At 39.4% G+C, this 23850-nt stretch carries 20 protein-coding genes; 8 read left to right on the top strand and 12 right to left on the bottom strand.

Features of this window, described 5'->3' with window-relative positions; genetic code table 11:
- The 3 genes from FKG96_RS26990 to FKG96_RS14105 all read left to right on the top strand — a co-directional run bounded on the left by FKG96_RS26990 (position 1) and on the right by FKG96_RS14105 (position 3128).
- The gene (locus tag FKG96_RS26990; protein ID WP_242627369.1) at positions 1 to 699 is read left to right on the top strand and encodes a polysaccharide deacetylase family protein; all 699 of its coding nucleotides are present in this window, start codon (positions 1 to 3) and stop codon (positions 697 to 699) included.
- A 95-nt stretch (positions 700 to 794) separates the two neighbouring features.
- The gene (gene murQ / locus FKG96_RS14110; RefSeq protein WP_149105662.1) at positions 795 to 1604 is read left to right on the top strand and encodes an N-acetylmuramic acid 6-phosphate etherase; all 810 of its coding nucleotides are present in this window, start codon (positions 795 to 797) and stop codon (positions 1602 to 1604) included.
- Between the two features lie 57 nt (positions 1605 to 1661).
- Positions 1662 to 3128, top strand: coding sequence for a sodium:solute symporter (locus FKG96_RS14105; RefSeq protein WP_130857849.1), 1467 nt, complete (start codon positions 1662 to 1664; stop codon positions 3126 to 3128).
- A 24-nt stretch (positions 3129 to 3152) separates the two neighbouring features.
- On the opposite strand, the gene FKG96_RS14100 is transcribed toward FKG96_RS14105, so the two are convergent.
- Positions 3153 to 4343: an acyltransferase family protein gene (locus tag FKG96_RS14100; protein ID WP_149105661.1), complete on the bottom strand. Its 1191-nt coding sequence runs from the start codon at positions 4341 to 4343 to the stop codon at positions 3153 to 3155.
- A 448-nt stretch (positions 4344 to 4791) separates the two neighbouring features.
- On the opposite strand from FKG96_RS14100, the gene FKG96_RS14095 reads away from it, so the two are divergent.
- The gene (locus tag FKG96_RS14095; RefSeq protein WP_013666518.1) at positions 4792 to 5652 is read left to right on the top strand and encodes an RNA polymerase sigma factor RpoD/SigA; all 861 of its coding nucleotides are present in this window, start codon (positions 4792 to 4794) and stop codon (positions 5650 to 5652) included.
- A gap of 211 nt (positions 5653 to 5863) precedes the next feature.
- On the top strand, positions 5864 to 7312 hold the full coding sequence (locus tag FKG96_RS14090) for a glyceraldehyde-3-phosphate dehydrogenase (RefSeq protein ID WP_149105660.1): 1449 nt from the start codon (positions 5864 to 5866) through the stop codon (positions 7310 to 7312).
- Positions 7313 to 7376: 64 nt separating this feature from the next.
- Here the strand turns inward: FKG96_RS14090 and htpG are convergent, their stop codons facing one another.
- The gene (gene htpG, locus FKG96_RS14085; protein ID WP_013666516.1) at positions 7377 to 9263 is read right to left on the bottom strand and encodes a molecular chaperone HtpG; all 1887 of its coding nucleotides are present in this window, start codon (positions 9261 to 9263) and stop codon (positions 7377 to 7379) included.
- 162 nt (positions 9264 to 9425) lie between these two features.
- Entirely contained in the window at positions 9426 to 9983 is a 558-nt protein-coding gene (locus FKG96_RS14080) for a hypothetical protein (RefSeq protein WP_013666515.1), read from the bottom strand.
- Positions 9984 to 10452: 469 nt separating this feature from the next.
- Here FKG96_RS14080 and FKG96_RS14075 point away from each other — a divergent pair, with 469 nt between their 5' ends.
- Both FKG96_RS14075 and FKG96_RS14070 read left to right on the top strand, forming a co-directional pair.
- Positions 10453 to 11463, top strand: coding sequence for a dipeptide epimerase (locus FKG96_RS14075; protein ID WP_198140270.1), 1011 nt, complete (start codon positions 10453 to 10455; stop codon positions 11461 to 11463).
- An 18-nt stretch (positions 11464 to 11481) separates the two neighbouring features.
- A complete protein-coding gene (locus tag FKG96_RS14070) occupies positions 11482 to 12750 on the top strand; it encodes a DUF819 domain-containing protein (RefSeq protein WP_149105659.1) in 1269 nt (422 codons plus the stop codon).
- 34 nt (positions 12751 to 12784) lie between these two features.
- Here FKG96_RS14070 and FKG96_RS14065 read toward each other — a convergent pair whose 3' ends face one another.
- The 8 genes from FKG96_RS14065 to bla form a co-directional block, all read right to left on the bottom strand.
- A complete protein-coding gene (locus FKG96_RS14065) occupies positions 12785 to 13666 on the bottom strand; it encodes a universal stress protein (protein ID WP_149105658.1) in 882 nt (293 codons plus the stop codon).
- Positions 13666 to 15261, bottom strand: a complete 1596-nt coding sequence (locus FKG96_RS14060) for a BCCT family transporter (RefSeq protein WP_149105657.1) — start codon at positions 15259 to 15261, stop codon at positions 13666 to 13668. Before FKG96_RS14060 ends, FKG96_RS14065 begins: the two co-directional genes overlap by 1 nt.
- 189 nt (positions 15262 to 15450) lie before the next feature.
- A complete protein-coding gene (locus FKG96_RS14055; protein WP_013666510.1) occupies positions 15451 to 15675 on the bottom strand; it encodes a dodecin family protein in 225 nt (74 codons plus the stop codon).
- A 28-nt stretch (positions 15676 to 15703) separates the two neighbouring features.
- Complete coding sequence (locus FKG96_RS14050) at positions 15704 to 15943, bottom strand: hypothetical protein (protein WP_149105656.1); 240 nt, start codon at positions 15941 to 15943, stop codon at positions 15704 to 15706.
- A gap of 367 nt (positions 15944 to 16310) precedes the next feature.
- Positions 16311 to 19511 (bottom strand): error-prone DNA polymerase, encoded by a 3201-nt coding sequence (locus FKG96_RS14045; protein ID WP_149105655.1) that lies wholly within the window; start codon positions 19509 to 19511, stop codon positions 16311 to 16313.
- Positions 19512 to 19523: 12 nt separating this feature from the next.
- The gene (locus tag FKG96_RS14040) at positions 19524 to 21026 is read right to left on the bottom strand and encodes a DNA polymerase Y family protein (protein ID WP_149105654.1); all 1503 of its coding nucleotides are present in this window, start codon (positions 21024 to 21026) and stop codon (positions 19524 to 19526) included.
- Position 21027: 1 nt separating this feature from the next.
- The gene (locus FKG96_RS14035; protein ID WP_246860285.1) at positions 21028 to 21768 is read right to left on the bottom strand and encodes an ImuA family protein; all 741 of its coding nucleotides are present in this window, start codon (positions 21766 to 21768) and stop codon (positions 21028 to 21030) included.
- 150 nt (positions 21769 to 21918) lie between these two features.
- A complete protein-coding gene (gene bla / locus FKG96_RS14030; protein ID WP_149105652.1) occupies positions 21919 to 22650 on the bottom strand; it encodes a subclass B1 metallo-beta-lactamase in 732 nt (243 codons plus the stop codon).
- 290 nt (positions 22651 to 22940) lie between these two features.
- Between bla and FKG96_RS14025 the strand changes: the two genes are divergently transcribed.
- Positions 22941 to 23135, top strand: coding sequence for a hypothetical protein (locus tag FKG96_RS14025; RefSeq protein ID WP_149105651.1), 195 nt, complete (start codon positions 22941 to 22943; stop codon positions 23133 to 23135).
- Positions 23136 to 23221: 86 nt separating this feature from the next.
- Here the strand turns inward: FKG96_RS14025 and FKG96_RS14020 are convergent, their stop codons facing one another.
- Positions 23222 to 23671, bottom strand: coding sequence for a hypothetical protein (locus FKG96_RS14020; protein ID WP_130857862.1), 450 nt, complete (start codon positions 23669 to 23671; stop codon positions 23222 to 23224).
- Positions 23672 to 23850: the final 179 nt, after the last annotated feature.

Below are 23850 nucleotides of genomic sequence, written 5' to 3'. Positions count from 1 at the left end.
TTGGATCGCTATGGTGCTATAGTCAGAGGTGATTGTAGTCGCAAAGAGATAGCTTTAATATTCTCGGCCGACGAATTCTCAGAAGGGGCAACAACTATCCTTCGCCAATTGCAACAGCAGAACATTAAAGCTTCTTTTTTTTTAACGGGCAGATTTTTGGACAATCCAATAAACGAGCCATTGATTTTGAAAATGCTGGAAGATCAACATTATATCGGTGCCCATTCAGACCAACATTTGCTTTATTGCGACTGGACAAACAGAGACAGCTTATTAATCGATCGGCGCACTTTCGATCAAGATCTTTCTAAGGTTTATTACAAATTAAAAAGATTTGGCATCGATAAAACCAAAGCCCCCCTATTCTTACCCCCATACGAATGGTACAATAAAGAAATAAGTGAATGGACTAGTAATCATGGATTACAATTAATTAACTTTACGCCCGGAACGCTGACAACAGCTGACTATACAACGCCCGATATGGGTAAAAGATATCGCTCGTCAGAAGTCATATATGAGTCCGTTCTTTCTTTTATGAAACAAGACATACATGAACTGAAGGGATTTATTATGTTAATTCATTTAGGCGTAGGGCCACATAGGAAGGACAAATTTTACAATAGATTACCTAGCTTAATAAACACATTATTAGATAACGGATATCGTTTCGAAAGAATAGATGAACTGTTGAAATAGCTGTATGCACGTTTTTTAGTTTTGTACACATAAAAACGCATAAAAATGCATATATTAGCTGTGTGGATTTTTGACTGTAATAGTTAATAATAACGATGGAGAATACAACTGAAAAAGAATCTTACTACAACGACCTGGAAAAGATGTCGGTTAACGAGTTATTAACCAATATTAATCAAGAGGATCAAACCGTACCGGAAGCGGTAAAAAAATCGATCCCTCAGATCGAAGCACTCGTAAAAATTACGGTTGAAAGAATGGAAGAAGGTGGCCGTCTTTTTTACATCGGTGCAGGCACCAGTGGACGTTTAGGTATATTAGACGCATCTGAATGCCCGCCTACTTTCGGTGTTCCTTTTGATTGGATTGTAGGATTAATAGCTGGCGGTGATACCGCTATCAGAAAGGCGGTAGAATTTGCAGAAGATGACAAACGACAGGCATGGAAAGATTTGAGCGAACATGGCATTAATAATAAAGATGTAGTGCTTGGCATCGCAGCATCCGGTTCGACACCTTACGTAATTGGAGGGTTAGAGGCTGCAAATGAAGCTGGAGTTACGACCGGTTGCCTAGTCTGCAACGCAAATACACCAATGGCAGAAATTGCCAAATTTCCGATTGAAGTAATAACAGGCCCTGAATTTGTTACGGGCTCAACGCGCATGAAAGCCGGAACGGCACAGAAGCTCGTGCTAAACATGTTAAGTACTTCGGTGATGATTAAGCTGGGCAGAGTAAAGGGAAACAAAATGGTGGATATGCAGCTAACCAACACCAAACTATTCAATAGAGGCACTCGTATTATAATGGAAGAAACAGGCGTTAACCAGGAAAAAGCGAATGAATTACTGGAAAAATACGGTAGTGTAAGGAAAGCTATAGAATACATGCTGCACCTATAAAACCAGTCCTAGCGATTTAAAATCACATAATGTAAATGCAAAAACGTCTTTCGAATTATGTCGCCTATTACCTTACTTAGTTTTCTTCTGATTTATTTTGGGGTTTTAATCTTAATTGCTTATTTAACTTCCAGAAAGTCATCGGACAATGCCACCTTTTTTATCGCCAACAAGAGCTCTAAATGGTATGTAGTAGCTTTCGGAATGATAGGTACAGCTTTGTCAGGTGTTACATTCATATCGGTCCCGGGAGCTGTTGGAAACGGTAGTTTCGGTTATTTCCAATTTGTATTGGGCAATGCGGTCGGCTTTATCATGATAGCGTTCGTGCTTTTGCCTCTTTATTATAAAATGCACCTCGTTTCGATTTATTCATACTTGGAACACCGACTTGGATTTTATAGCTATAAAACGGGCGCCATGATTTTTTTGATTTCGAGAACGATCAGTTCGGCTTTTAGGCTTTATCTCGTAGCAATCGTATTACAACGCTTTATTTTTGACGCTTGGCATGTTCCTTTCGCCCTTACCATAATCATATGCCTACTGCTCATCTGGCTGTACACCCATAAGGGGGGGCTAAAAACCATTATCATCACAGATTTATTGCAAACCTTCTTTTTACTGCTTTCCGTAGTTTTATCGATTTATTTTATTGCCGACAGTTTAAATCTGAATTTTTTCGAAACGATCGAAACAGTAAAGAATAGCAGTTATTCAAAGATTTTCTTTTGGGAAGACTTTATGGAAAGTAAAGCGAATTTTTGGAAGCAATTTTTGGGCGGTGTTTTTGTTACCATCGCTATGACCGGTCTAGATCAGGATTTAATGCAGAAGAACTTAAGTATGAAAACCATAGGCGAAGCGCAAAAGAATATGCTCACCTTCACAACAATTTTCATATTTATTAACCTGTTTTTTTTGTCTGTCGGTGCGTTACTATACATCTATGCAGCCAAAAACAACATTGATATCGCCCAATTGAGAACACCGGACCATCTATATCCGGAAATAGCCCTTAATCACCTCGCTATTGTACCTGGTATTATCTTTATGCTCGGACTAACAGCAGCTACCTTTGCTACAACCGACTCGGCCCTTACAGCGCTTACTACGTCCTTTTGTGTCGATTTTTTAAACTTTAATAAAAAAGAAGATCCCAACGACCATAAACTGGTTAAAACAAGGAACATCGTTCACTTTGTGTTTTCTTTTCTCATGCTCGTGGTGATTCTCTTCTTTCGACTAATCAACAATGACTCCGTTGTAAACGCAATTTTCATTGCAGCAGGATATACCTATGGTCCTTTGTTAGGACTTTTTGCTTTTGGCATGCTATCTAAACGATCGGTACAAGATAAATTAGTTCCCTATATCTGCCTCATCTCCCCTGTATTTTCCTACCTCATTGAGTCTTGGCTAAAAAAATCACTTGGTTATACCGTTGGATTTGAGCTGATTTTACTAAATGGATGCCTAACCGCACTGATGCTGTTAATTACCAGCAAAAAAAGAAAGGCATAAGGCAGAGGGTGTGAGACTAATACGCTATACCTTCACATAAATTCCTTTCTTGTCCATCACGTAACAAACAGCCCATAGTAAGGAAAAAAAACAAATAGCATACACAAAAGATCCAATCTCCGGAGGCCCGGGAAATTTCGCGCAGATTTCTGTATAAAACCACCGTAATGGCGAGGTATAAATGGGATTACCTGTTTCGTCAAACCCATTTTCAATTCGCATTAACGACAGTGTTTTAGGTATTAGCGCACTCATTACAAAAATGAACAATGGATTTTTGCCAAACACATCAAAGAATTTCGTAGCGAAATTTTTATGCCCTTTAATTTCTACAAACCAGATTAATACGCCCAAAGCTGTAATCGCCAATCCGCTACTATAAAGAACATAGGAACTCGTCCATATTTTTTTATTAATAGGGAAAGCCAATCCCCATGTCATTCCTCCAAGTGTTAACAAGGCAGCCGTAACCATCAAGGTGCTGACTGTACGATAGATAGGCATTGGTCCTTCAATGGCTTTCGTGCCGGTTTGTATATATTGTCCCACTAAAAATCCGATAACAACCTGGATAACCGCTGTAAACGTGCTGGCAATACCTTCGGGCTCAAATGGAACGCCCTCCCCTTTGTACATATGGGCAATCTGCAATATAGACACATCGATTTTTGTACCAAACCAGCCCTGCAAACTATAAGGGTCGGAATCGCCCAAAAGTATACATATCAACCAATAAGAAAGCAGTATAAAAATACTTATGAGAACGACTGTTTTAGTTGTAAAGAAATACACTAAGATAGATGCGAAGCAATAGCAAAGTGCTATTCGCTGCAATACACCTAGTATTCGTATACCACTATCGGATTTAATCGGGTTTATCCAATATTTAAACAAAAGAGTGTCGTTACTCCACTGTACAAAAGGATACCAATTAAGTAAAAGACCTATTAGAAAAATAAGAATGGTTCGCTTTAATACCTTTTTCCAAAACACCTTGCCTGCCTGCGTTCGTAACCTTGGGATCACAAAAGACATCGCATTACCTACTGCGAATAAAAAAAAAGGAAATACCAGGTCTGTTGGTGTACAACCATGCCAAGGTGCGTGTTTTAAGGGCGAAAAAGCGTAGCTCCAACTTCCGGGGTTATTAACAAGAATCATGAGGGCGACCGTTGCTCCTCTAAAAACATCCAGCGAATAGTAGCGTTGGTTCATTTAATTTGAGTTTGTTCAGGCTATACAATATGGCGACAATTACATGCGAAATAAAAATACAGATAAGTAATCGAATATGCAATATTATTATAAAAACAAGCATAAAAACGCAGGCAAAAACAACGCTACTTGCTATTTACGATCGAGCAGATGCATATAATAATTTTTCGCCTTCGACGGCATGAGCGCTATGATTTATGTAACGACTTAGTTAATTAAAAGCTATTTTGTCACAGCTGATTCATAATATCTAAGCAGCGCTCTTAACCCTCGTGACAAAGACTGCCAGACGTTTGATTTGGCTCGTTTTTTGCTATAGAAATACTGCAAAAAAAACTGGATAAAACCCTAAAAATCAGACAACTTTTTTGCTTTTCATTCGTTAATAAGAAAAATAATTTTTGTACTTTTGCACACTTTATTAAAGAAAGGGGCATATAAATAATTAATGAGACAGCTCAAAATAACCCAGTCGATTACTAACCGTGAATCGCAATCGTTAGATAAGTATTTGCATGAAATTGGTAAAGTTGACCTAATTACAGCAGAAGAAGAAGTAATACTTGCCCAAAAAATCAGGGAGGGCGATCAAGCTGCTTTAGAGCGTTTAACTAAGACCAATTTACGTTTCGTGGTTTCGGTAGCTAAACAATACCAAAATCAGGGACTAACACTTGGAGATCTTATCAACGAAGGAAACTTAGGATTGATTAAGGCAGCTAAACGCTTTGATGAAACCAAAGGTTTTAAATTTATTTCTTACGCTGTTTGGTGGATCCGTCAGTCTATCTTACAAGCAATTGCAGAGCAATCACGTATCGTTCGTTTACCGTTAAATCAGGTAGGTTCATTAAGTAAAATCAGCAAGGCCTTTTCGCGCCTCGAACAAGAATATGAACGCGAGCCTTCACCTGAAGAGTTAGCGGATATTTTAGAAACTACGGTGGACAAAATCTCTGATACCTTAAGCAATTCCGGTCGCCATGTTTCCATGGACGCACCTTTTGTTCAGGGAGAAGAAAACACTTTATTGGATGTATTGGAGAATCATGATCCAAATACAGACAGCAATTTGATAGACGAATCACTTTCTGAGGAAATCAAACGCTCATTAGCAACCTTAACGGAACGTGAGCGCGAAATCATCGTGTTATTCTTTGGCTTAGGATCCAATCATCCACTTTCTCTTGAGGAAATTGGTGAGACCTTTAACCTTACAAGAGAACGCGTAAGACAAATCAAAGATAAAGCCTTACAACGTTTACGCCATACCTCACGGAGTAAAATATTGAAGTCTTATCTAGGATAAATACTTCAATTTAATTCGTAAAAAATATGAAAAGCAGCCGTTTTGGCTGCTTTTTTTGTTTACAATTGAAAGATGGTCAAATATCATACCTCCGGTCTTACGGAAAATTAATTCCGCCTACCCGACAGTATTTATCAAACTGACAAAAACAATCGGTTTAAATCACAATAATTTATAGATTTGTCAAAAATAAACCTTATTAAATTTCAAAATGACAAATCAAAACCAAACGGAATTTCAAAATTGGATTGAAAAAGAAAAAGCAGCTTTACAGCTAATCACTACTGTAGGACAACTTTCGTTTGAACGTTCTATTGAACTCATGCTTTTTAGAAGGCCATTATTCGACATTGGAAGCAGTGAAGCGCTTGCGATTCATCAATACGCGCGCGACATAACAGAAAAAGACATTTCCGTTTATGAGACATTAGAGCTCGCAAAGGCCATTAAAACGAGCAATTTGGCTCCTAGTCGAATCGATTTGGGTATATTGACGCTTAAGTGGATCGAACAACATCAACGATACACTTCCATACACGATTTCATTACCAAGGAACTGGCAAAGCACATAGGTTCAAATAAAGTAAAACTAACACCAAAAGACGTGATTTTATTTGGCTTCGGACGGATAGGTCGGGTGTTAGCCAGAGAGATCATATCACAAACCGGGAAGGGCGAACAACTACGTCTTCGCGCAATCGTTATACGCGGCCTTCAAGATGGCCATTTGCAGAAAAGGGCTGATTTGTTTAAATACGACTCCATTTATAAAGATTTTAAAGGAACTGTCAGTATTAATCGCGAAAAAAAAGCCCTAATCATCAACGGCCAATTTATTCAACTGATTACCGGCACCGAACCGGAAACCATTGATTACACGCAATATGGAATCGATAATGCATTATTAATCGATAATACAGGCGCTTTTCGGGACCGGGAAGGGCTTGAAAAACATCTCCGTGCCAAAGGGGTTTCCAAAGTGCTCTTGACAGCGCCGGGGAAAGACGACATACCGAATATCGTTGCCGGCATCAATGAGCACCAAATTGACTTTAAAAAAGAAAGCGTTTTTTCATGCGCTTCCTGCACCACAAATGCTGTTGCGCCGGTCCTGCTCATGATAAACAAGCATTTCATGATCAAAAAGGCACATATTGAAACGATTCATGCCTACACAAACGATCAAAACCTCTTGGACAATTTCCATAAGAAAGAACGACGCGGACGAGCTGCAGCTAGCAACCTGGTAATTACAGAAACAGGATCTGCGAAAGCGATTTCCAAAGTAATTCCAACGCTGAACGGAAAGCTGACCGGCAATGCGGTTCGCGTACCTGTACCAAGCGGCTCTTTGGCCATCTTACATTTACAGTTATCAAAAAGTGTGGTAAAAGAAACGATTGAAAGCATCTTAAAAACGGAAGCTTTATTTGGTCCTTTATCGGAGCAAGTTGATTATTCCATATCGAGAGAGCAGGTAAGTAGTGATGTCATAGGAAATAACCACACCTCTGTTATTGATGGTCCGGCTACTATCGTTTCGGACGATGGCAAAACGTTGGTCATCTATGTTTGGTACGACAACGAATATGGATATTGCAGACAAGTTATCCGATTAGCAAAAAAAATTGCAGAGGTAGTTCGTTTAACTTATTATTAATTCCAACATAAAAAAGGCGCCATTTTACCGGCGCCCTTCCTAGTATTTAAATAAGACTGTCAAGCTAATCAATTAAACTCACGCTTCTTTTCACAAAATTTGTCAATTCAGGCCCTGTCAACAAGCCATTAGATAATAGTGCTAAATCAAAAGCTTGTTTTGCCAAATTCTCCTTCTCTTCGTCGTTTGAAGACGTTAAAATGCGCTTGATTAGCGGATGATTACCGTTAACCGAAACCTTATAGTTGTCAGGTAAATTGCCATAGAAGCTCATACCGCCGCCATTCTGTGCCATATCCTTCATTCTTCGCATAAATTCATCCATCGTAACCGTTACAGGCATCTCATCGGCGCTTAGGGCAGTAACCTCAACCTGCATGTTATCTTTCTTAATTGCTTTTTCAAAAAGACTTTTGACCGTTGTGCTTTCTTCTTCACTTAAGGCGAGTTCTTTTGTTTCATCCTTCTGGATTAGTTTATCCAATACATCTGAGTCGACGCGTTTTAACTGTGTTTTTTCTGTTTTTTGCTCCAAATAACTTACAAAGTGTCCATCGATCGGAGAATCCAATAGTAATACGTCATAGCCTTTCGTTTTAGCTCCTGAAATAAAACTATCTTGTTTAGCGGCATCATTTGCATACAAGTAAATTACCTGATCATTTTTATCCTTTTGAATATCCTTTACCTTTTCGGCATATTCCTTTAAGGTATAGAATTCCTTGTCTACATTTTGAACCAATGCAAAATCATTAGCCTTCTCCGCAAATTTATCTTCGCTAACCATACCATATTTTACGAAAAGGCCAATATCTTTCCATTTTTCCTCAAAGCCCTTGCGATCAGTCTTAAATAATTCGCTCAGTTTATCAGCAACCTTCTTGGTGATGTAATTACTGATACGCTTTACATTACTATCAGCCTGTAAGAAACTTCGCGAAACATTCAGTGGGATATCAGGCGAATCAATAACACCGTGCAAAAGCATTAAAAATTCAGGAACGATATCTTTCACCTCATCCGTGATAAAGACTTGACGCGAAAATAATTTGATTTTATTTCGCTGTAAGTCGAAATCGTTCTTAATCTTTGGAAAATACAAGATTCCGGTAAGATTAAAAGGATAGTCTACATTAAGATGAATCCAAAATAAAGGCTCTTCGGAGAATGGGTATAGTTCGCGATAGAAATTTAGGTAATCTTCATCCTTTAACTCAGAAGGGGCTTTAGTCCACGCCGGATTTGTGTTATTGATAATATTATCAACTTCAACAGATTTATATTTCGGTTTGCCCTCTTCGTCCTCACCGTCCGGTTCCGACGTTGTTTTTGTTCCGAACTTGATGGCAACCGGTAAAAATCTACAATACTTATTTAAAATGCCGTCTAGCTTCGCCTTGTTTAAAAACTCTTCAGATTCCTTATTAATATATAAGATTACGTCAGTGCCGCGGGTCGTTCTTTCGCCCTCGCTAATTTCATAAGAAGTACTACCATCACAGACCCATTTAGCAGCCTGTGCGCCATCCTGATATGAAAGGGTCTGAATTTCTACTTTATCAGCCACCATAAAGGCTGAATAAAAGCCAAGACCAAAGCGACCTATAATTTCATTAGCATCCTTAGCCTCCTTGAACTTTTCCATGAATTCGGTAGCACCGGAGAAGGCGATCTGATTAATATATTTCTTCACCTCTTCGGCTGTCATACCGATTCCCTTATCAGAAATCGTAATCGTTTTCGCCGTTTCGTCAAATGAAATTTCGATCGTCGTATCGCCTACTTCGCCGGCATATTGGCCCAAAGAAGCCAATCTTTTCAATTTTTGTGTAGCATCAACAGCATTTGACACCAGCTCCCGCAAAAATATTTCATTATCGGAGTATAAAAACTTCTTAATCACCGGAAATATATTCTCGGTATGAATTGAGATGTTTCCTTTTTCTTGCATAATATATCTGAATTAATAATTTCTGAATGGTGAACGAAAAGTCATCAACAAGCAATGTTCCAAAAAGCATACACGGTCAGTATGACAGTCTATACTGACAAAAAAGCCAGATTCGTACGCTGAATCTGGCTTTTCAATTATTTGAAAATATAATACTTGCTGCTACTGCGGAATATTCACAACGGTAGGCTGATCAATCCGATTTAAATGTTTATTAAAATTCTCAGCTAATGTGCTTATGGTTTGATAAGCATATTCACGTTGTTTGTTCCAGCTTCCCTGATTAATGTCTGTCATATCTTTCTCTAACGGAATTGGTTTCACTTTGGCAGGAACCACTTTGCCATAACGATCTTTGATATAGGGTTGGTAAGATAAATCGGTAAACCAATACCGATAGCCATCCCCTGTTTTCTCAAAAACCAGCTTATAATTTACCGCTCCTGCCACATAGTTTCCAATTGTAGCATGTCTCTTTAAAGCCGTTTTGCCTTCCACCGTTACACGTTCCTGACCCTCTGCGTTCAACTTTACTGCTTTCTTGTCAAAAAATTCACTAACATACGATTGAAAATCCTGCTTATCGTCAAGTTTTATTGCTTTCTCTTGATGATAAACGACGTACTTTCCATTTTGATCGGTTATGAATCCCCCGGTATTTTCTTGTCCTTTCACATCGGCAAAAAGCCCTGCAAATAAGAGCATAACAAAATTTACCATCTCAATTTAATTTAGCGTTATCAAATGTTTCTGTATCTTACATAGGGCAGCTCCCACCCTGCCACTACTTATCAAATATAGCAATTTTTACACCAAAAACCTATTTAAAACATTAAAATCCAATTAGAATCGAAATTATGTTCTGTTTGTTAAATTTTTCACTTCAAGTAATTTATAAGAAAACACCTCATTTGTTTTGAATTTCCGTTCAAAACAAATGCGTATTTCATAATGATTACTCACGAAACGAGCCGCAAGCGCACAAATCGAAGAAAACTTAAAATAAAGCGAAATTTCTCTTGATAACATAAGCTGTTTTTTTCCAAAAAAATATCGATATTTATACGCAATCCTAAATAAAAAACAAATCAAGCAATCTTGACTTAAAAAAACACAAAAGACACTCACTAAACTCTGTATTTTCACTGTAAAAATGCTCCAACTAGCTTACAAACCTTATTTTTTAAAAATGGAATATCCTTTCCGAATTGCGGATAACATCCGGACAGGAACTCCGATTATGCTTGTCAAAATTTCCTATAATGGCATAGATGGTTTCGGAGAAGCATCCATGCCTCCCCGTTACGGTGAAAATTTAGACACCGCCACTTCTTTCATAGAACGGCTGGAATTGACGCAATTTCGCTCTCCCTTACCAATCGACCCGATTTTATCCTATATAGACAATAGGCAAACAGGCAATCCTGCCGTTAAGGCAGCATTGGATATGGCGTTGCATGACTTGTGGGGAAAAATAACAGGTAAGTCCATTCATGAATTATACGGGTTATCCAACAGTAAGCTCCATACGGCAAAGACAATTAGTATTGAAACCCCTGAAATTATGGCGAGGCGAGTTACCGAGGCGGAAGATTTTCATTATTTAAAAATCAAACTAGGCACAACTGACGACCAAGCAATTATCCGAGCCATACGAAATGTAACCGATAAACCTTTATATATTGACGCAAATCAGGGATGGGCAAATAAAGAAGAAGCGGCCAAATTAATTGACTGGTTGAGTACGCAGGGCGTCATCTTTGTGGAGCAACCCATGCCTAAAAATAACTTTGACGCAATGGAATGGCTAAAAGGACGAAGCGCCCTACCAATTATTGGAGACGAGGGGATTCAGCGCTTAAAGGACATAGACAATGCCGAGTTATTTTACCATGGTGTAAATGTAAAACTCATGAAATCGGCCGGAATCCGGGAGGCGTATACCATGTTAACAACCGCTAGGAAAAAAGGGCTTCGTACGATGATTGGCTGCATGTCTGAAACATCATGTGCAACCGCTGCCGGCGCACAATTAGGAAGTTTGGCTGAATTTATTGATCTTGACGGAAATTTAGGTGTCACGAACGATCCATTTGTTGCTTTTCCATGCATTAATGGAGAAATCCAGGTTGATAATAGTCCAGGTTTAGGATTAAAAAGTCCGGCATGGGACACCATAGAACCATATATTGAAAACTAGTAAAGCTTATTCCCATTGATGGAAACAACACAGAGTACAAGCCCCTTAATAACAAACGATGCCGTCGTATTTGGTCTATTAATGACTGTATTGGCTTTGGTTTTTTACACTTCAAAACTACAAGCACCTTTTTGGAAACGCTTTTATAGTATTATACCCACAGTGCTACTATGCTACTTTGTTCCTGCTTTATTCAATACATTTAATTTAATTTCAGGAGAAAAGTCTGCTTTATATAGTGTTGCATCTCGTTATTTACTGCCAGCCAGTTTAGTTTTATTTACCATTGGCATCGACATAAAAGGTCTCAAACGCTTAGGCTCCAAAGCGGTTATTATGTTTTTTGCCGGCACTTTGGGCGTTATGCTAGGCGGCCCATTAGCCTTCATGGTAGTGGGATTTATTTTTCCGGACATATTACATTTCGGAGAAGAAGAAACCTGGCGCGGTTTAGCTACTATTGCCGGCAGCTGGATAGGTGGCGGTGCCAATCAAGCAGCTATGCTTGAAGTTTTCGGGGCCAGCAAGACTCTTTTTGCACAAATGATCGCTGTAGATGTACTGGTGGCCAATATTTGGATGGGGCTATTGTTATATGGTGCTCAAAAGAAAGAAAAGATCGATCGCTGGCTACGGGCCGATAACTCAGCCATCACCGATTTAGAAGAAAAAATGGAAGAGTTACACGCTAGCCAACCAAACTCATCTTCGGGGATATCAAGTTGGATCATCGTATTAGGAGTAGCCTTCGGTGCCACCGGCCTTTCCCATTTATTTGCCGATTATATTGCTCCATGGTTTGAAGTCCATTACCCACAAACTGCTCAATATTCGCTAACCAGCAGCTTTTTTTGGCTCGTAATTATCGCTACTACCTTCGGTATGGGTTTATCTTTTACAAAAGCACGTAAATTAGAACACGATGGTGCTTCCAACATCGCTTCGCTATTTCTATATATTCTAGTTGCTACTATCGGAATGAGCATGGACTTAAAAGCACTGCTTGATAACCCAAAGTTTTTTCTAGTTGGAATTATCTGGATTTTGAGTCATATCACCATTATGTTGCTGGTTGCTCGTCTTATCCGTGCTCCTTTCTTTTTTGTAGCCGTAGGAAGCCAGGCCAATATTGGTGGTGCCGCATCCGCCCCCATTGTCGCTGCGGCTTTTAGTCGCTATTTGACTCCGGTAGGTGTTTTATTAGCGGTTTTAGGCTATGCGGTCGGAACTTATGGAGCCTATATATGCGGAATTATACTCCAGGCGATCTCAAATTCAATATCCTAACCAAACGTGGCATGCGTTCTGAAATAAACCAATGTTAGTTCTGTTCCACTTTATAATCTTTTAAGATTAAAATAGCGGCATTTGTTTCATGATGAAAGATTTCATTTGTAACGCCGCCAACAAAAAGATTGGTCAGGCTTGAACTTCCTTTTACACCCATAATTATCATATCCATCTTGTAGTTTTGAGCGTGGACAAGGATGGCTGAAGCTATGTGTTTGCCATCTGCCCGCACAGTCTCTATCTTGCCTTCTATCTGATACTGCCTTAACCATTTTGACTTTTTCGCTTCGGTTTCTTCTTGCAAGAGCCTATTAATTTCGGATTGATTCAATCCAAGGAAAAAGTGAACGGGCGCTTTTGCTACGTGAATACAGGAAAACCGACCGTCCGGTATTCCTTTACTAAATGCCTCTCCTAAGGTATAAACTCTATTACTATATTTCGAGAAATCGATTGTACCTAAAATACGCTTTGGTTGAATAAATACGGTCTCTGGAACTAAAAGAATATCGCTAGATAATAACCGTGTGAGTTTTTGTGAAAGTGCCCCACTTCCCTCTAAATGTTGCTTGTTTCCTAAAATCACCAAATCGATCCGCTCATGTTTAGCTATTTGGTCAAAAGCATTTTCACTGAACTCCGCAGTTTCTACACGTATCTCATGGCTAATTGAAGCTAGCCTTACATCTTTCAACTGACGCATTATTCGCTCCTTTACGCGCTCCTTTATTTTGGACAAAGTAGATGGGTGTTTAAATTCGCTCGGTAATTCACGAAGACGGATATTATGTAAAAAAAATAACTTATTTATAGATAACACATCCAAAAGGCCGGAGAGATAATTGACGAGCACTTGGTCCATCCCGGACATATCCATTGCGATCAACACATTGTTTTTGTCTTTTGTTATCATTATTCTCTATCATGAATTGGATCGTTGCTGTCCAACAATCCCTGTACAATTTCCTTATAGCTTTTTTCTTGATGCAATCTTTGTTTTTTCAACTGTTTTCTATGCGCTTCACTTAAGCCTTTAAGTAAACTATAACACATCAACAAAATAATCATAGCGAAAGGCAACCCTGCTATGATTACCGCAGTTTGTAAGGCATTCAATCCTCCACCCCAGAGTAGTACAATAGCGATACCTCCTTGCAAGAAGGCCCAAAACACTCTTTGCAAAGCTGGTGTATGCTCCTTTCCTCCAGATGTTATATTATCTACAACTAAGGACCCCGAGTCTGAGGAAGTAATAAAGAAAAAAGCAACTAAACAAACAGCAATAGTTGACAAAATAGCCGTTAGCGGTATTTTTTGCAGGAAAACAAATAGGGCTGTTGAAATATTATCATTTACGGCCGTTATCATGGATAGGTCTCCATGCAAGATCATATGAAGTGCGGTACCTCCAAAGATAGTCATCCATAAAAGTGTTAATAACGCGGGGATTAGTAAAACACCTAAAACGAACTCCTTAATCGTACGTCCTTTTGATATACGCGCTATAAAACTTCCGACGAATGGTGACCAGGCAATCCACCACGCCCAGTAGAAAACTGTCCATTTATTTTGCCATCCACTTTCCTGATAAGCGTCATTCCAAGTACTTATCTCCACGAGATTTGCCAAATAAGTACCTACATTTTGAACAAAGCTCTTCAGTATAGATAAAGTTGGTCCTAAACAAAAAATGAGCAACATAAGTAAAAAAGCGAGAACCATATTTCCATTACTCAAGAGCTTAACCCCTTTGTCAAGGCCCGAAACAACCGATAATGTAGCAATTGATGTCACGACAAAAATTAGTATCCCTTGCGTGGATATCGCCATATTCCAATCAAATAAATAATGCAAGCCGGCATTCATTTGTTGAACGCCCAAACCCAGTGAAGTAGAAAGGCCGAACAAAGTTGCAATGGCAGAAAAGATATCGATTGCATGTCCCCACCAACCGTGAATTTTTTCGCCTAAAAAGGGATAAAATAAGGATCTAAACGTTAACGGCAACCCGTGATTGAATGAAAAAAAAGCGAGGGCCAAACCAACAATTGAATAGATTGCCCATGCATGTAAACCCCAGTGCAAGCTTGTGTATTCCATCGCTTGTATAGCCTTTCTAGAACTGTCTAATACTTCCCTGGGAGGGTTTGCAAAATGAGAGACCGGTTCAGCAACACTAAAGAACATAATTCCGATTCCCATACCTGCGCTGAAAAGCATGGCAAACCATGAAACCGTGCTAAATTCAGGCTCTGCCTCTTCACCACCAAGTCTTATATTTCCAAACTTACTGAAGGCCAAGTATAAACAGAAACCTAAAACAGTATTCACCGTGATAATAAAAAACCATCCGAGGTTGTCCGTTATAATATACTGCGTTCTAGTGAACCATTCGTCCACCGAATCTTTAAAAATAAGACAAAGTAAGATGCTTAAGAACACGAACCCGATGGTGCAGTAAAAAACCGGCGGATTGATCTTAAAATTCAATATGCTTTTTTTCACCATAGTACATTCCTTCAGCAGGAAGTATAACTAAAAACAAGAACTTATCAAAGAAAAAAGGTTACTAATCAGAACATATTGCTCCTATATACAAAAATCGTCCACCGAAGTAAACAATTTTTTAAGGAAGACGTTTCCCTTCTGCACATAGTTTTCCAAATAGTTGGCATAACACCTCCATTTTATGAATGCTTATTGCGACTGATTTCTCTTATCCTCGTCAATTCTGAAGGAGACTTTACAAACGGCGCCATATGTTGTTATCTGATCATCCTTCACATGCACCTTGAAATCCTTTACATATACAGAGTCAACATTTTTTATTGTTTTTGTGACTTCTTTCACTGCATTTTTTATAGCATCATCAAAACTCACTTCTGATGAAGCAATCACTTCTATTACTTTTACTAAAGCCATAACTTACTCCATTTATATAGTTAAACATCTATTTATAATATTTTCCTGAATCATCTTGGATAATTTGTTCTATTTCCGCTGAGGTAAGGGCTACTACACTTCCATACTTCTTTGCTTCGCGGTCGTCTAAGTAAGGTTCCAATAAGATAAAAGGTTTCTCGGAGCCCTCTGTTAAACCGACATTTTCTGACCGAGTTAAATGCACATGCTTATATCCTGTATCTCTCCACTCCTTTAAGGCATATCGATCAAATCTATGCAGTTTCATACGGTTATATATTAACACATTAATACATCACTATTGATTAGAGCAAATATGTTTCCTTTTAACCGATTTAGGGATTTTTATTATGTTCTGAATTTGAGGATAAGGGTATCGCGCTATTATGGACAACAAGTAAAAAACGTTATAATTTGGCAAATTTTTGCAGGTGTCCTAAAAATAGCATAAAATGTTTACTATTGTAATCGCCTTGGAAAATAAACCGTAAGATATTAGAGTAGACGGGGCTGGCTACCAAGATGGTTCACATATGACTTTCTATAAGAATTTTGGCATAGCCTTTGTTTCTAAAAGAGTAGGTTTAGGTTGATTAAAAAATGAAAAGTCCGGTATCCCCAAAAGCCGGGCTTTTCTATTTAAAATTCCTTCCTTCAGGAAAGATCTTTTTCTGTGAAATATTCTGAATTTGACTTTCTTTATCATGGATGGGGCCCAATTCTTTATTAGTTTCATGAGCTGTTAGTAGACCCAAAAATCTTGAAAGATCAAAACAACGTCTTACAATAACGTGTACCACCTCGCCCTCGCGTTGAAGCTTTCCTTCTACCATCAGTAATTTAGCTCTGAGGATTTCCTTTCTATATTTCTCAAATAATTTTTGAAAGACCACTAGGTTGCTGCATCCAGTCTCGTCTTCCAATGTTATAAAGCAGATCCCACTTGCTGTTCCCGGGCGTTGCCGTACTAACACCAAACCCGCAACCTTTACCGTAACACCATCATTCCTCTCAGCTAAATCTTGAGCCGGCAACACATGAAGCAGGCGTAGTTTTTCCCTCACAAAACTTACAGGATGCGCTTTTAAAGACAAAGACATGGAAGCATAGTCTTGTAATACATGCTCGCCTGCGGTCATTTTTGGCAATTCAATCTGTACTTTAGATTCGTATTCAAGACCTTGATCTATAAACAATCCCTTTGGCCTTTGACGCAGCAGCGATATCTGCCACAAAGCTTGCCGACGGTCCAAGCCAAGCGACTGAAAGGCATCAGCATCCGCCAGTTTCTCCAAAGTTACCTGCAACACACCAATTTTCCATATAGAGTGAATACAAGTATAAGTCGTTTTTTTCCGAGCGTCAATTAGAACAGCGACTTCATCCTCCCGCAAACCTTTCACCTGACGGAAACCGAGCCGCATTGCATGAAACTCGCCTATTTTTTCCTCTAAGCTATTATCCCAATAAGAATAGTTCACATCAACCGGTAATACAGTAACGCCATGCTTTTCTGCGTCTATTACAATTTGAGCGGGTTGATAAAACCCCATAGGCATGCTATTAAGCAGTGCACAAGCAAAAACTTCCGGATGGTAACATTTTATCCAGGCAGAAACATAGACAAGCAGGGCAAAACTGGCGGCATGGCTCTCAGGAAAACCATAGCTTCCAAAGCCTTCCAATTGTTTAAAAATCCGCTTAGCAAAATCCAAGGTATATCCGTTTCTTACCATACCTTGGATCAGCTTTTCTTCAAAATTTGTGACAGTTCCCTTAGCCTTGAATGTAGCCATACTGCGACGTAATTCATCGGCCTCTGCCGCCGTAAAACCCGCTGCCACCATGGCTATTTTCATGGCTTGCTCCTGAAAGAGCGGGACACCTAACGTTCTTTTTAAAATTTCTTCAAGCGCCGGAGAAGGATACTCCACCGCTTCTTCTTCTCTACGGCGCCGCAAAAAGGGATGTACCATATCTCCCTGGATAGGCCCCGGTCGTACAATCGCCACCTCTATTACTAAATCATAGAAATTTTCAGGTCTGAGACGTGGCAACATGGATTGTTGTGCACGGCTTTCTATCTGAAATACACCAATTGTATCCGCACGACTGATCATCGCATAGACTTTAGGATTTTTCTCGTCAATTGAAATATTCGCCAATGAAAGATCGATACCTTTGTGCTGCTTAACTAAATTAAAAGCCTTCCGGATACAGGTAAGCATTCCTAAGGCCAGAACATCGATCTTAAGAAAACCCAACGCTTCTATATCGTCCTTATTCCATTCGATGCAAGTACGATCTTCCATACGGGCATTCAAGATTGGACATAAGTGGGAAAGTTTTCCCTGGGTAATGACAAAGCCGCCCGTATGCTGCCCAAGTTGACGAGGAAAACCAACGTATTGTTGCGTAAGCTGTAAAACTTTTCGAAGATGGGGATCCCTGGCATCAAACCCGTATTCGGTTATATGTCTTTCATCAAACCATTCAGGTGTAAATTCCCAAATCGACTTCGCGAGACGGTTAATGGTATCAACTGACAGCCCCATGGCCTTACCAACGTCTCTGATTGCACCTTTTTCATGTACTTGGGTGACTGTAGCCACAATGGCCGCACGATCTCTTCCATATTTGCGATAAATATATTGTATAATTTCTTCTCTGCGTTCATGTTCAAAATCGACATCGATATCCGGAGGCTCATTTCGAGCCGAAGAAATAAAGCGTTCGAATAATAAATCGAATTTTTCAGGATTAATTGCCGTAATTCCCAAACAATAACAAATGGTAGAATTAGCAGCTGAACCACGTCCTTGACACAAAATTCCTTGCTCATTCGCATAACGGACTAAATCATATACAGTTAAAAAATAAGCAGCATAATTCATCTCTTCAATAAACCCCAATTCATGCGCTATATTTCTTTTAATCTTGTCAGGAATTGTTTCACCATAGCGCTTTTTAGCGCCTAGCCATGCAAGATGGGTTAATTCTTCCAGTGGGCTACGTCCTTCCTCTGTAATTTCTTCCGGATAAACATATTTTAATGTATCCAATGAAAATTGGCAAGCCTCAACTATTTCCTGAGTCCGTAAAATAGCATCTGGGTATTGCCTAAAAATACGTTCCATTTCTTCCGAGGATTTGAGATGACGCTCCGCATTCTGGTGTAAACGAAATCCTGCGTTATAAATAGTACATTTCTCCCGTATGCAAGTCAAAATATCTTGCAGCTCACGGCGATCGGGGCTATGATAATACACGTCATTAGTTGCAATCAGGGGAATGTCATATCGGTTTGCAAGTTGAGAAAGGCGATATATTTTTTTCATATCATCACCTGTATAAGATCTGGTTATGGCCAAATAAAGATCCTTGCCTAATTTTATACGGTACTCTTCCACGTTTTGTATAAATAGCCGTTCAAAATTCAGATCATCATTTAACGTATCAGGCGGTACAATGACGAATTTTATACCTTCTTTAAATGCATATACGTCCATTTTACACAAATGACACGCTCCCTTTTCTGCTCTTAAATTGCCTGTACTGAGCAATGTTGACAAACGGCCGTAAGCAGCCATATCGGTGGGATAGGCCAATAAGCTCGGACCATCCAATAAATCCAACCGACAAGCCGGAATGATCCGTATACCTTTTGCCTTTGCTGCCACATGCCCTCGCACAATACCTGCCAAACTATTTCTGTCTGTAATTGCTAAGGTCTTATAACCATAAAGGGCTGCCTGCTCAATCAGCTCTTCCGGATGCGATGCGCCACGTAAAAAGCTGAAATTTGTAGTAACCTGTAATTCTGTATAATCAGCCATTTGCTTATGCACTTAAGCGAAGAAACCATGAAGGTACCAGATGTTCAATTTACCTTCATTATAATGTCCAACCCTAAAGAGCCAATAACGTTGCCCCTCTGCGTCTTCAACACAATAATAATCCCGATGTTCGTTGTCTTCCAGCCACCATTCATGAGCGATACGTTCAGGGCCATCAGCCTTTTTAACAGTATGTACTTTTCCTCGATAGCGAAAAAGCATGGGCGGATAATCAGGAACGGGGGCAGTCACTTCAATCTTTTCCGGTTTAGTGAGTATTCTGATGGGGCGTGGCCGTATTAGACTCCATTCCATCCCTGGCATTTCCTGTAAGGAACTTGTTGTTTTGAACGAACGCTCCGGCCAATAATGCGCTTCCGGTATATAACGCTTTACGCAATGATCACCCCACTTAGTCTTTATTTTATCAAGTAACTCTGCCACTTCTACATGCCCAACCCCGGCCCGTTCTATCCATAACACTTCTTGCTCGGCTACTAGATGTTCTACTTTTTTAGCTTCCAAAGTAAACAACTCAATGCCAAGCGCAGGCTCCATTGTAGCTATTTTAAGTTCAAACAACTTAAAAAGATGCTGACTATGACGAGAGGCTGCACTAGTTTCTATCTCAATTTTTTCGATTTTACCATCGACACGATATCCCATAAAACATGCGGTACGTAATCCTTTTTCCTCTCGCTCCAAGCGATCACATAATCCATCCAATAGCTTTTTCAAGGCTATCTCAATCCCTCTAACGTTTATAATGGGTTCTAAGCAAGGTAAACGCTCCTGATAAGGTTGAATAGACTGTATTGCCTGCACATTTTCTAATGCATGACCCAACGCTTGGTCAAGACGAATGCCTATTTCATTTCCAAAGCGTCTTCTTAAAGAAGCAGAGGGGAAATGGATAATATCGGCAATTTTATGTAGTCCAAGTTTTTGAAGGAGAATAAGCAAATCTGAAGATAAACGAAGGGCTGAAAGAGGTAACCTAAGCAAAGCTGTATTCTGCTCCCCCGGAGGTATAATTGCATTTTCCCAACCAAAATGAGCTATGGCCCATGCCGCACCTATTGTGTCTGCCATAGCCATCCGTGTGTGATAACCCTGTTTTTTAAAGCTCATCTTAATGGCTTTGAGATAGGTACTCTCACCTCCCCATAGATGTGCACAACCACTAATATCCAAAACTAAACCATCAGGTGAATCAATAGCAACTACAGGCGTGTAACGAAGGCACCATTCACCCAAGCTTTTCAATAACTTTTCAGATAAATCAGGCCGGTCGTCCAACACTTGTAAAGTGGGGCAGATAGCTCTTGCGTCTGCCACTACCATCCCTACTTTGATTCCCTGTGTCATCGCTTCACGATTAACAGCTGTGATAGCCATACGTCCCCGTTGAGGCGTTGCTAGCACAAATGCTTTTCCACTCAATTCCGGTTTGTGAATGCTAAACCAATCTGTTTTTAAATACTTAAGCCATATGAAAACAAAACGTTGTTGCATATCACCCCCTTTTCAATAATCGCTCATGCACAGAATATTTCGGTTTTGTTATTAATTTAAAGGAATTAGCGCTCCATTCCATCTGCCAACTTCCCGGTCGTCCGTTCCGTATTTTAAGCAGCTCGACCTTCCAACGGGGAAATCCAATTCCCGGTATACCGTCCTCCTCCATCCCACTAGCCAGCGGAGAAATACTCCATCGGGAAATGCAACTTGTATTATTTAAATTTTTAGGCTTATGACGAAAAACAAACCCTGTGACCTGACTTTGTTCTACAGCAAGTTGCAAACGCCTGGAGGTCACCAAATTAATCTCTTGTAGTTCTGCTACAACAGCAATTAGTCGGTTACATTTTAAAGCTTCCTCCATCGCCCATAAAATGTCACGTTCTCGCTTCAGGTGAATAAATATAAGATGATGAGGTAGGATGTCGAATAGTTTACATGCCGGAGGGAAAAGTGTTGGTGAAGAGCTAATCCAAACACAAAGGCCTCTTTGCTGCATAAGTTTTCCTAAAATCCCACATATAAATCCACTGGTTGCGGCAGCCTGCTCATCGGACATACTGATGAACTCATGTATCGCTCCCGTGGGAAAACGAGCGTTGGGAAAGGCCTCTTTTATGGGTTCAAGCCCGGCATGAAAACCTGAATCGTCTAATGCCGGCTTGAACCCTTCTAAAAGAAGGATATCCTTTTGCAATTGGGCAATAATAGCTGCTCTATTTGATAATGTACGCATCAGGATTCTAAACCATAAAACCAAAAACTTTAGCAAAGTTACTAATATTATTAGTAAAACCAAATTTGATTTTATTTGGAATCCGAGTCCATTGCAACAGCTAAAAGGCTGTTCTAAAAGTTGAAAGATTCTTAAATAGATGAATGCGTCCTATTGCTTAAATAAATTTATGGTATAATCGAGCAATTCCTGACCTCCCGATTTTCCGTGCCCCGGAATGATTAGCTCTGCTTCAGGATATTTTTGTTTAATCTTCATAACCGTTTCAGACCAGCTCTCCACGTTTGAATCTCCCAGATATCCCTTTGAAGCATTCATTTCTTTAATCAAACAACCTCCAAACATAACTCTTCGACTTGGGAAATAACCTATTATATTATCCTTCGTATGTCCTTCACCATTGAATTCAGCAATAATTTTTCTTTCACCTACTTTTAGTTCGAGTTTTTTATGAAAACCATGTTGAGGCATGATCAGGTTTTTTGCTTTGGCAAAAGCTATTGTTTTATTGCTAGCATAAGAAGGAATTCGATTCTTATGAAAGGCCGCCAGACCGCCTAAGCAATCATCATGAAAATGGGTTGGAATAACTGCTACTATTGTGCAATCCAAACTATCTTTAACCCAATCAATCAAAATGTCGGCTATAGAATCATTGGTTGGTGTATCAAAAACAATGGCCTCTCCTCCATCATAAACAATCATACCATTGCAGGGCACTTTCCCAAAATCGTCTGTTAACAAATAACTGGTGTGCTCATAAACATTATCTTTTATCTTTTTAATGGTAAAGTCGTCGGAGACGTAACTTTTGTCAGTTTGCGCGCTCAATTTGCAGCTAAGTAAAAGAAAGGCTAATCCGTAAAAAAAACAGTGTTTCATGCAGCTTTATATTAGTAAAATGGTTAAATATCACCTGTAATTCCCCATGTAGCGTATTGCCCAGGAGAACAAAGATAGATTATTATGCTCCAAATCTATTCGATAAGCCTTTAAAAAATCACCGTAAGTGTTGATTGTAATGATTGATTCAGGGACTGCTTTTCCACAGTTATTTCACTCATCTTCACATACATATACATTTTTACGCAAAAAAAACACAAATACAAAATGCCATTTTAGGTTTCTCATCCTAAAGCTTTACCTTTGAAACGTACCAAATAGATTTTGTTATGGTAAGTTCAACAATAGGATCTGTTATAACCAACAACAGTGTACATCCCGCTCATCCTTTCATCAAAACACTAATAGCTATTGCCAGAGGAATGAAAAAAGACGGCTTTTCCGATGCTGAAATCGCAAAGGAGACTAATTTATCCCTTACATTGATCACTAAACTTAAGCAGAAACAACCAACAACACCATAAGTTGGATCGATAAGAACGGTGTAGACATACGAATCAAATTAGCCTAAAATGTTCCTAACTGTGTGATTGCAATTGTTTGGAAGATTCTACTGAACACGCACATATCGCTCGATAATCTCACGATTAATGCCTTCGCTTTCCACCTTTTCCGTTCCTTTCTGCACGAGTGTATCATTAAGAATAGTAACTTGAAAATTAAAGGTATTCCCTTCCCAATTTCGATTAGCATAAAAGTCTAAATATTCGGTATAAGCATTTCCTTTCAGCGTATATCTACCACCGCCGGCGTCAAAATGATGGGACGAATCTTTAGGTGTATTTTCATCATGTCTTAAAAAGGCGAAGTGAGAATCGTTAATAATTTTTATCATACTTGTCCCTTTGCTATAATCGGTCGTAACGCTGTCTTTGCCTGTAACGACGGTGGCAGACAGCAATTTCCACGTACCCTTTATAGGTACGAGCGAATGATCAGATCCTGTGCAGGAGCAAATTCCTACAAAAAGCGTTATAATTGGCCAGTTTAGTTTTTCCATTTGATAAAATTATAAATAAGAACGGATGAACGCAACATAAACATTATCAGATATTAGCCGTTCCACATGTCAAATTGTCCTTCAACGTAATTGCCTTACTACCTAAAGCCGCCAAATTGACCTAAGATCGCCTATACAACGATTTGGTATATTACTTGATAGCTTTAGGTAGAAATAGT

Origin of the sequence: Olivibacter sp. LS-1 (assembly GCF_008245145.1) — a bacterium.
In the GTDB taxonomy this organism is placed as follows: Bacteria; Bacteroidota; Bacteroidia; order Sphingobacteriales; family Sphingobacteriaceae; genus Olivibacter; species Olivibacter oleidegradans.
Note: the sequence above shows the minus strand (reverse complement) of the source record. Positions and strands in the feature narration are given on the sequence as shown.

Coding starts and splice junctions, on each gene's coding strand:
- murQ (WP_149105662.1), top strand. CDS start 795: ATGGAGAATACAACTGAAAAAGAATCTTACTACAACGACCTGGAAAAG.
- FKG96_RS14105 (WP_130857849.1), top strand. CDS start 1,662: ATGTCGCCTATTACCTTACTTAGTTTTCTTCTGATTTATTTTGGGGTT.
- FKG96_RS14100 (WP_149105661.1), bottom strand. CDS start 4,343: ATGAACCAACGCTACTATTCGCTGGATGTTTTTAGAGGAGCAACGGTC.
- FKG96_RS14095 (WP_013666518.1), top strand. CDS start 4,792: ATGAGACAGCTCAAAATAACCCAGTCGATTACTAACCGTGAATCGCAA.
- FKG96_RS14090 (WP_149105660.1), top strand. CDS start 5,864: ATGACAAATCAAAACCAAACGGAATTTCAAAATTGGATTGAAAAAGAA.
- htpG (WP_013666516.1), bottom strand. CDS start 9,263: ATGCAAGAAAAAGGAAACATCTCAATTCATACCGAGAATATATTTCCG.
- FKG96_RS14080 (WP_013666515.1), bottom strand. CDS start 9,983: ATGGTAAATTTTGTTATGCTCTTATTTGCAGGGCTTTTTGCCGATGTG.
- FKG96_RS14075 (WP_198140270.1), top strand. CDS start 10,453: ATGGAATATCCTTTCCGAATTGCGGATAACATCCGGACAGGAACTCCG.
- FKG96_RS14070 (WP_149105659.1), top strand. CDS start 11,482: ATGGAAACAACACAGAGTACAAGCCCCTTAATAACAAACGATGCCGTC.
- FKG96_RS14065 (WP_149105658.1), bottom strand. CDS start 13,666: ATGATAACAAAAGACAAAAACAATGTGTTGATCGCAATGGATATGTCC.
- FKG96_RS14060 (WP_149105657.1), bottom strand. CDS start 15,261: ATGGTGAAAAAAAGCATATTGAATTTTAAGATCAATCCGCCGGTTTTT.
- FKG96_RS14055 (WP_013666510.1), bottom strand. CDS start 15,675: ATGGCTTTAGTAAAAGTAATAGAAGTGATTGCTTCATCAGAAGTGAGT.
- FKG96_RS14050 (WP_149105656.1), bottom strand. CDS start 15,943: ATGAAACTGCATAGATTTGATCGATATGCCTTAAAGGAGTGGAGAGAT.
- FKG96_RS14045 (WP_149105655.1), bottom strand. CDS start 19,511: ATGGCTGATTATACAGAATTACAGGTTACTACAAATTTCAGCTTTTTA.
- FKG96_RS14040 (WP_149105654.1), bottom strand. CDS start 21,026: ATGCAACAACGTTTTGTTTTCATATGGCTTAAGTATTTAAAAACAGAT.
- FKG96_RS14035 (WP_246860285.1), bottom strand. CDS start 21,768: ATGCGTACATTATCAAATAGAGCAGCTATTATTGCCCAATTGCAAAAG.
- bla (WP_149105652.1), bottom strand. CDS start 22,650: ATGAAACACTGTTTTTTTTACGGATTAGCCTTTCTTTTACTTAGCTGC.
- FKG96_RS14025 (WP_149105651.1), top strand. CDS start 22,941: ATGGTAAGTTCAACAATAGGATCTGTTATAACCAACAACAGTGTACAT.
- FKG96_RS14020 (WP_130857862.1), bottom strand. CDS start 23,671: ATGGAAAAACTAAACTGGCCAATTATAACGCTTTTTGTAGGAATTTGC.